4 protein-coding genes and 4 pseudogenes are annotated in these 6,993 nt (G+C 42.3%); 5 read left to right on the top strand and 3 right to left on the bottom strand.

Annotated features, from left to right (window positions below; translation table 11 throughout):
* Window positions 1–40: 40 nt before the first annotated feature.
* Together rpoB and glpK are read right to left on the bottom strand one after the other, a co-directional pair.
* Window positions 41–529, bottom strand: a pseudogene (gene rpoB, locus ACXAC4_RS18175) (DNA-directed RNA polymerase subunit beta); the annotation flags it as partial.
* Between the two features lie 422 nt (window positions 530–951).
* A pseudogene (gene glpK, locus ACXAC4_RS18170) lies at window positions 952–2,435 on the bottom strand (glycerol kinase GlpK).
* Window positions 2,436–2,594: 159 nt separating this feature from the next.
* Between glpK and ACXAC4_RS18165 the strand changes: the two are divergent.
* The 5 genes and pseudogenes from ACXAC4_RS18165 (at window position 2,595) to ACXAC4_RS18145 (ending at window position 6,358) form a co-directional block, all read left to right on the top strand.
* On the top strand, window positions 2,595–3,353 hold the full coding sequence (locus ACXAC4_RS18165) for a DeoR/GlpR family transcriptional regulator (RefSeq protein ID WP_474802760.1): 759 nt from the start codon (window positions 2,595–2,597) through the stop codon (window positions 3,351–3,353).
* Window positions 3,354–3,698: 345 nt separating this feature from the next.
* A pseudogene (gene glpD / locus ACXAC4_RS18160) lies at window positions 3,699–5,251 on the top strand (glycerol-3-phosphate dehydrogenase).
* A 141-nt stretch (window positions 5,252–5,392) separates the two neighbouring features.
* On the top strand, window positions 5,393–5,578 hold the full coding sequence (locus ACXAC4_RS18155; RefSeq protein ID WP_475164349.1) for a hypothetical protein: 186 nt from the start codon (window positions 5,393–5,395) through the stop codon (window positions 5,576–5,578).
* 50 nt (window positions 5,579–5,628) lie between these two features.
* Window positions 5,629–5,976, top strand: coding sequence for a hypothetical protein (locus tag ACXAC4_RS18150; protein ID WP_475164348.1), 348 nt, complete (start codon window positions 5,629–5,631; stop codon window positions 5,974–5,976).
* A 226-nt stretch (window positions 5,977–6,202) separates the two neighbouring features.
* Window positions 6,203–6,358: a hypothetical protein gene (locus tag ACXAC4_RS18145; RefSeq protein ID WP_475164347.1), complete on the top strand. Its 156-nt coding sequence runs from the start codon at window positions 6,203–6,205 to the stop codon at window positions 6,356–6,358.
* 36 nt (window positions 6,359–6,394) lie between these two features.
* On the opposite strand, the pseudogene ACXAC4_RS18140 reads toward ACXAC4_RS18145, so the two are convergent.
* A pseudogene (locus tag ACXAC4_RS18140) lies at window positions 6,395–6,940 on the bottom strand (alkaline phosphatase PhoX); the annotation flags it as partial.
* Between the last annotated feature and the right edge of the window lie 53 nt (window positions 6,941–6,993).

The raw sequence follows: 6,993 nt of genomic DNA, 5'->3' as shown, positions 1-6,993 counted from the left end.
AAGGTTAACGACGGTTAGATTCACCTCTTACACAGCACCTTGACTTACCACGGTCGTTATCAAAGAATACACCAGGAGAACGGTGTAGCTGAGAAACGATAACACGCTCTGTACCATTGATTACAAAAGTACCGGTATCGGTCATGAGCGGGATTTCGCCCATGTAAACTTCTTGCTCTTTAATGTCTTTAACTGTGCCTGGTGCTTCTTTATCCATTAGCACAAGACGTAATTTCACGCGAAGTGGAGCAGAATAAGTCACGCCGCGAATTTGACATTCTTTTACATCGAATACTGGCTCGCCAATACGGTAACTTACGTATTGGAGCTCAGAATTACCCGAGTAGCTTTTAATAGGGAAAACAGAGCGGAATGCAGCTTCCAGTCCATAGTCGCCTACAGCGTCAGGATTCAAGAATTTTTTGAACGATTCTAACTGTGTAGACAGTAAGAAAGGTATATCCAAAACTTGTGGACGTTTACCAAAATCCTTACGGATACGTTTCTTTTCAGAATAAGAGTAAGCCATGGGGTTCCTCAGCTTGCTGATCTTTGACCCAACCTGTTCTTGTAAGAACAGCATTACTGGCATCTAAGCCATGATAACAACATCTCATTGTTGCACTAAATGCCACTGCTATTAGCAAAAACTTAAGTTATTGAAATAAAAGTGAAATTTAGAGTTTTTTACGTCTAGTAAATATGATCATACTAGAGCGCAAAAGGGCCGGTGATTAAATAATCACCAGCCCTTGCCTGATTGCTCAGGCAGCGAACCTCACGGTAAAAAAAAATATTACTTCGTTCGGTTGCGTATGCTAAGGTTAATACAAGCATCCCAACACTTCCACTCAGCACCTAATGTAATTACAATGTTATAAAAATTTTTTTGTATAAAAAAAGTGCGGTATATAACCGCACTTTATTAACAATAAGAAAAATAAGGAGAAATTAACTACAGCGGATACGGTCTACAGCAGCTTTCCAACCGTCATAGGCTTGATCACGTTCCTGCTTCGATAGTCTTGGGGTGAAAACGCTATCACTCTTCCAGCACTGGGTTAAATCATCAATACTGTTAAACACACCTGCTTGTAACCCGGCAAGGAAAGCTGCGCCTAACGCAGTTGTTTCGGTGATTTCAGGTCGCTCTACTTCAGCACCCAAGATATCTGACAAAAAGCCCATAACCCAGTCGTTACGCGACATACCGCCGTCTACACGTATATTCGTAGGGCGAGCTCCGTCGCTCTCCATTGCCTTTTGAAGGTCCTTGGTTTGGTAGCAAACCGATTGCAGGCCTGCTGCCACAATTTCGCTTATTCCTGTATCACGAGTAAGGCCTAAAATTGCGCCTCTAGCATCAGGGTCCCAATAAGGCGCGCCTAACCCGGTAAACGCGGGAACTAAAAATACACCGTTATCTTCTCTAGCGCGCTGTGCTAAAGCTTCAGATTCTGCCGCGTCGTCAATAAGCTTTAGGCCATCACGGAGCCATTGCACAGTAGCGCCAGCCATAAATATGCTGCCTTCTAACGCATAGGTGGTTTTGCCATTTAGTCGGTAACCTACAGTAGTAAGTAAGCGGTTTTTTGATTGAAGAGGGGCGTCGCCGGTGTTAAGGATCATAAAGCATCCGGTTCCGTACGTACTCTTTGCCATGCCTTTTTCAAAACACGCTTGGCCCACAAGTGCTGCTTGCTGATCGCCTGCTACACCCTGAATAGGAATAGCTTTTCCGATGATGTCTTCTTTAATTACCCCGAAATCTGCGGCACAGTCCATAACTTCAGGCAGCATTGAAGCTGGAATGTTAAATTTATCAAGAAGCTTTTCATCCCAACACTGGTTATGAATATCGAACAACATGGTTCTGAAGCATTGGTGGCATCAGTTTTATGTGATTCACCGCCCGTTAAGCGCCAAATCAAATACGTATCCACGGTACCAAACAGAAGCTTGCCGCTTTCTGCCTTCTCTCGGGCGCCTTCGACGTTATCTAGTATCCATGCGACTTTCGTTGCTGAGAAGTAAGGGTCAAGTAAAAGCCCTGTCGACTCTGTTATATACGATACAAATTCTTCGTCTTCGCTAAAATCTCGGCAATATTGCGCTGTACGTCTGTCTTGCCAAACGATTGCAGGGTAAACAGGCTTTCCTGATTGTTTATCCCAAACTAGCGTGGTTTCGCGCTGATTTGTGATACCAATAGCGGCGACGTCAGACGGGGTTACATTACATTTGTTAAAAACTTCCTTCAGGGTAGCGACAACGCTTTCCCAAATTTCTTCCGGGTCGTGTTCAACCCAGCCATCTTTAGGGTACTTTTGAGAAAACTCCTGTTGAGCGATGGCCTCTATACTGCCTTTGGCAGAGAAAATAATGCTGCGAGAGCTTGTTGTGCCTTGATCAATGGCAAGAATATGTTGTCCCATAAGGTCACTCCTGAAGATAATTTTCATAGAGTTTGCATCATTTACAGGTGTTTAACAATGCCATATTTTCGAAAACGAACATCTGATTTTCGTTTTATCGCGTGAACTTTGTTATTAAGCACGTATAATTATTGTCGTTTTTATTTATGAGGATGTGTGATGAACCAAACGCAAAGACACGAAAAAATTGTTGGGCTAATAAAGCAACATGGTTTTATGTCTATTGATGATTTGGTTAATGCTTGTGAAGTGACGCCACAAACCATTCGAAGAGATTTAAATCAGCTTGCTGAGAATGGCGTGGTCAGTCGCTATCACGGTGGCGCTGGATTAAACAGAAGCTGGGAAAACACGCCTTATCAAGAGCGTAAAACGCAAAACAGTGAAGTAAAAGAAAAAATAGCTGAAGCTGTAGCGGCCATGATTCCCGATGGTGCGTCTTTGTTTATCAATATTGGTACTACGACTGAACTTATTGCTACTAAGCTACTAAATCATAAAAATCTACATGTAGTAACAAACAACATTCATGTAGCGACAATCCTATCTGCTAAAGAAGACTTCTCGGTGATTATTGCCGCAGGTGAAGTACGGTATCGCGACGGTGGTATTATTGGTGAAGCAACCTGTGACTTTATTAGTCAGTTTCGAATGGACTACGGCATCATTGGTATAAGTGGCATAAGTTCAGATGGCGCGCTATTAGACTTTGACTTCAGAGAAGTGAAAGTTTCACAAGCTATTTTAGAACATACTCAACACGTTATCCTTGCAGCCGACTACAGTAAATTTGAACGCCGCGCAATGGTTGAACAGGGCCATATATCACAAGTCGACTGTTTAGTTTGCGACAAAACACCACCGCCAAGCATAGGCAAAATTATAAAAGAAAATAACATTACTTTTGTAAAAGCATAACCATTAGTTGTATTACTGACTTATCGTCATAATCACAGATCTGTCATAATTCTAGACTAGCCTTATCACTCGATAATGTGTGTGTTGCCAAGTGCCCCTTGCACATGGTTTTGTATTGATTTACTCGTCTAGTTGTATTTACAAATATGCGACTCAGCGTATATAGATTAGCTAAACCCTTTATTCTTCCTTTGCATTATTTACCAGCAAGTTAACGCATAAATGGGTTCATTTAACTTTCTTTAATGTTCGATAATGTTCGTTTTGTGTTGACATGTTTTCTTTTTGGTTGTCAAATAGCCAACCATTAGATAAAGCAAATGTGAATATGAGCAGGGGCAAACTATGAGTCACAGCAATGAATCTGAAAAAACAGTCGACGTTTTAGTTGTTGGCGGCGGCGTTAACGGTGTTGGCGTGGCGCTAGACGCTGCAGGACGTGGGCTTTCAGTAGCATTATGTGAAAAAGGTGACCTTGCTGGCGCTACATCTTCATCAAGTAGCAAGCTCATTCACGGCGGCCTTAGATATTTAGAACATTACGAGTTCCGTTTAGTAAAAGAAGCATTGGCGGAACGGGAAGTATTGCTTCAAAAAGCCCCTCATATCATGTGGCCTTTGCGCTTTCGTTTACCGCATCAAAAGCATTTACGCCCAGCGTGGATGATTCGAATTGGTTTGTTCCTTTACGATTCACTGGCGAAACGCAACATGCTACCTCGCTCACGTAAGCTGTCCACAACCAGCGAAAGCCCTTTAGTTAGCGGTATTACAACCTGTTTTGAATATTCTGACGGGTGGGTAGACGATGCACGCTTAGTGGTATTGAACGCATTAGCCGCACAAGACTCAAGGCGCACAAATTTATACCCGCACTGAATGTGTGAAAGCTGAAAAGCTAGACAACCTGTGGAGTGTTGAGCTTAAAACAGCAAAAGGGAAAACGTTTACAGTAAAAGCGAAGTCTATTGTCAATGCTGCAGGCCCTTGGGCGGTATCCTTCTTCAGATCGTTTAGTAAATGTTAACAACCCAAATGCTATGCGTATGGTAAAAGGAAGCCACTTCATTGTGCCTAAACTTTACGATACTGATGAAGCATACATACTGCAAAACAAAGACGGGCGTATTGTTTTTGTTATTCCGTATGAAGGAGATTTCTCGCTGGTAGGTACTACTGATGAAGATTTCAAAGGTAATCCATCAGATGCTGCTATATCGGATGAAGAAACCGAATACTTAATTGACGTGGTAAACACATACTTTAAATCAAAAATCACCCTAAGCGATATCGTTCACTCTTACAGTGGCGTAAGACCCTCAATCCTGGAAGAAAAGAATGCTTCTGCTCAAGAGTTAACGCGAGACTACAAACTTGAGCTGAAAGGTGAAACAGGAAAGCCAGTGCTGCTCAATATTTTTGGCGGGAAAATAACGACCTACAGAAAATTAGCTGAGCATGCGGTAGACAAACTGACTACATGTTTCCCTAAAGCCAAGAAAGCATGGACTAAAGATGTTCCTTTACCAGGTGGCGCATTCGAAAGCCAAGACGAGCTTGTAAATAAGTTAATTGGTGAGTACCCGTGGTTGAACAAAGATATTGCTCAACGTTATGCCCGTCAATATGGCCTTTTAAGCTACAAATTTTTAAAAGGAAAATTGACAATTGCTGAGATGGGAGAAGACTTTGGCGCAGGCATGTATCGCGCAGAAGTAGACTATTTAATTGAGAGTGAGTGGGCATGTACCCTGGAAGATGTTATTTGGCGCAGAACTAAGCATGGATTGCGTTTAAACAAAGCGCAACAAGAGGCGCTATCGCAATACATTGAGCAAAAAGCTCATTCACTTGATAGCGAGCAACAAGCTATTGACCCAGTATTGGCAAGTGCGTAGCTTCATTAAATAGATATAAAGGGCGTTTCGTCTAATAGGACGCCCTATATTCTCGTATATATCCGGTCTTATCAATTTGATACCGTTTTTTATAACTTTTTACATTAGCAAGGTCGCAAGCTTCAATTAGCCGGACTCAATATGAACACGGATGTCATAAAAGAAAGCACAGTGAGAGAAGTTATTTTCATTCGCCATGGAAAGCCACTTTCAGTCCACAATGAGAAAGTGAATGCTGCGGATTATGCAAGCTGGGTGCGTAACTATAATAAATCCCCCCTAGACCCAGCCAGCCAACCTAAACAAAAAATAGATATAACCTGGTAGCCACATTGCCGTCAGCCCGCTTTTAAGAGCAAAGTTAACAGCAGCTCAATATGCGGGCAACTTCAATTGATGAAGAGCTACCGGAATTGAGAGAAATGGATATACCTTACTACAAGCTACCTTTCACATTGCGCAGTTGGCACTGGGTTTTGCTAAGCCGTGCGCTTTGGTTTATGGGAACGAAAGGCCGCTTTGAAAGTTTCAAATTTGCTAAAAAACGGGTTGAAAAACTTTCAATACATATTAATAAACTTAGCGAAAAACACCCTAGAGTGGTTCTTTTTGGGCATGGGATGACGAACTACTATACGCGAGAGGCGCTAATGAAAAGCGGGTGGAAGCTAAAGCAAAAAGACAGTGATTTCTGGGGAATTACTATTTTGCAGAAAGACGTTTAGCCAAGAGTCTTACTCCAATCATCGATACTTGAAAACGCGCTAGGCTTAAGGTTTTGGTTAATTATCTATGCAAGCTGGTATTGCTTCATATTTCCTCCAAAATGCCGATAAACTATCATCATAGAAAAGTCGTTTTGCTGCGGTAGCAATTTCATGTTGCGCAAATAGCGACAAACACCACGCCAAACAAGGTTTAATACTTCAGTTATAAGCTGAGGAGCCACAGATGAATAAAAATAATAAAGATACCGAGACCACTAAAAACCTTATTAAAGCTTCTATCGCCGTTGCTGAGGTGCTGGTTTCATCTATCGGAGGGAATGGATTAACCTTAGCAATACGTAATGTTTTTACTTTACTTCGTTCAGTTACGTATTGCTAAGGTTAACGACGGTTAGATTCACCTCTTACACAGCACCTCAACAAATAGCTGTAATAAGCCTGGATGCTGAGATTCTTGCGCTGTGCCTTCAAAGGCTGATGGCTGGTATCGCATTACTTGGCCAAACTGTTTTTGCCCCCCATTGGTACAGCAGAAATACAATTCATTAGTACCAAAATGAATGCCTTCACCACGTGCAAACAGCGCTGCGCCCGCTTCATAGCCTTGCGCGCGTAAATCATCGTTGGGACTTTCAGGGTTTGATAGGGTGATCCATTCAACCTCTAGCCAGTCACCCAATGCCATGCTGTTTTCAGCCCAGTTTCGAGTATCAAACTGTGGCTTTTGTTTAACGACAAGGGCTTGTAATGCTCCCCCTTCACTTAACTGGCCTTTTACTTTTGGAATAAAGCGATAAAGTAGACTATCGCCTCTATCTTCTGTCAGGTAAATAATGCCGGTTCTTGGGTCGACAGCTGCTGCTTCATGGTTGAAACGACCCATAGCGACTAATGGTTTAGGCTCTACCAACCCATTCGCCTCTGCGGGTACTTCAAAAATATAACCATGGTCTTTTGAGATGTAGGTGCTGTGTAAGAGGTGAATCTAACCGTCGTTAACCTTAGCAATACGTT

This window comes from Pseudoalteromonas sp. AWM4_233 (assembly GCF_056158285.1).
Note: the sequence above shows the minus strand (reverse complement) of the source record. Positions and strands in the feature narration are given on the sequence as shown.